At 38.8% G+C, this 1,546-nt stretch carries 1 protein-coding gene; it reads left to right on the top strand.

Features of this window, described 5'->3' with window-relative positions; genetic code table 11:
- Positions 1-266: 266 nt before the first annotated feature.
- The coding region (locus V7147_RS17140) for a uracil/xanthine transporter (protein WP_335369049.1) at positions 267-1,546 on the top strand (1,280 nt) is incomplete at its 3' end.

The following is a 1,546-nucleotide window of genomic DNA, read 5'->3' as shown; positions in this document are numbered from 1 at the left end:
TATCCTAGTAAGCTTACTTTGAAAAATGCATAAAAAATATGGAATTGCTTCATATGATTATCCCCTTTAGCATTCGACACAATTTAACACTAATTAAAAGATGAATATATTAATTCCTTCATTTACTCACGGAAAATCCTCTATAATAGAGATAGACTTTTTCAATATTTTATTAGAATACCTAGCAATCGCATTATTTATGAAAATATAGTAACGGGGTGAATACCATTAAGGAATTGCTTAAAACTAACAATTGGATTTCGGGCTTGCAATGGCTCTTTTTTATTTTTACGAATATAGTGGTTATCCCCATTACGGTCGGAGCTGCTTTTGATCTTCCACCTGAAAAAGTTGTGAACCTGCTTCAGCTTTCATTTATTGTGACGGGTCTAGCCTGTATTGTGCAGGCGATTCTTGGCCATAAACGCGCAATCATGGAGGGACAGTCAGGACTTTGGTGGGGGATCATATTAGCTCTTTGTGCAACCGCTTCTGCTCAAGGTATGTCCTTGGATGAATTGGGAGGTAGCTTGACTGTTGGGATAATGATTTCTGCCAGCATCACATTTTTCATTGGTATTACTGGCTTAGGACCACATCTCGCAAAATTATTTAGCCCTGCTGTAATGGGTGTGTTTATGTTTTTGTTGGGGTGTCAATTGATTGGGATCTTCTTGAAGGGTATGCTTGGAATTCCATTTGGCAATCAGGCCCAAGGTGCACAAATTGATTTATCCATTTCATTCTTATCGATCATCATCGCGATTCTTGTCATTGTTTTGAGTGTAAAAGCCCCTCCACCCATCAGACGCTACAGTTTACTAATTGGGATCATTATCGGTTGGATTACTTATTCTCTTATTTTTAACCCTCAGCATGCGGTTAGCGGAGGTTCATCCTTACGTTTCGATTTATTTCCATTAGGGGAACCAGCTTGGGATCTAGGGATTATTATTACAACCGTTTTAGCAGGATTACTAAATATAGCAAATACGTTTGGTGCATTAAAAGGAACTGAGGGTATGTATCAGACGCAAACGACAAAATCGCAATACAGGGGTACTTTTGCCATCACAGGTATTTTCTCCTTTATCGGTGGGGTATTTGGGTTAGTACCTTATTCACCGTATGTGTCGTCTATCGGTTTTCTAAGTCAAACAGGAATTTTAAAGAGATTGCCGTTCATTCTTGGCGGGTTCATGTTTTTAGTGATGGGTCTGATTCCTCCGATTGGACACTTTTTTTCACAATTACCATTGAGCGTTGGAAGTGCGGCCTTGTTTGCGTCTTATTTATTGCTTTTTAATTCTTCGTTCACCTTTTTCAAGCAAATTGAATTTAACACGATGAATGCCTATCGTTCAGCAATCCCGTTATTTGTAGGGGTTGTTGTTATGACCCTTCCTGCATCCTATTTCGAATCAATTCCAGCTGTTGTTCGTCCATTGCTTAGCAACGGATTACTAATGGGAATCATGTTAGCCTTACTATTAGAAAGCTTAATTAATTGGGATCGTATTGGAGTAACAGACGTGGGTAATGAGGT

The sequence above is a fragment of the Bacillus sp. JJ1521 genome (assembly GCF_036965165.1).
Classification (GTDB): Bacteria; Bacillota; Bacilli; order Bacillales; family Bacillaceae_L; genus Ferdinandcohnia.
This window is presented reverse-complemented; position numbering and strand designations above follow the sequence as displayed.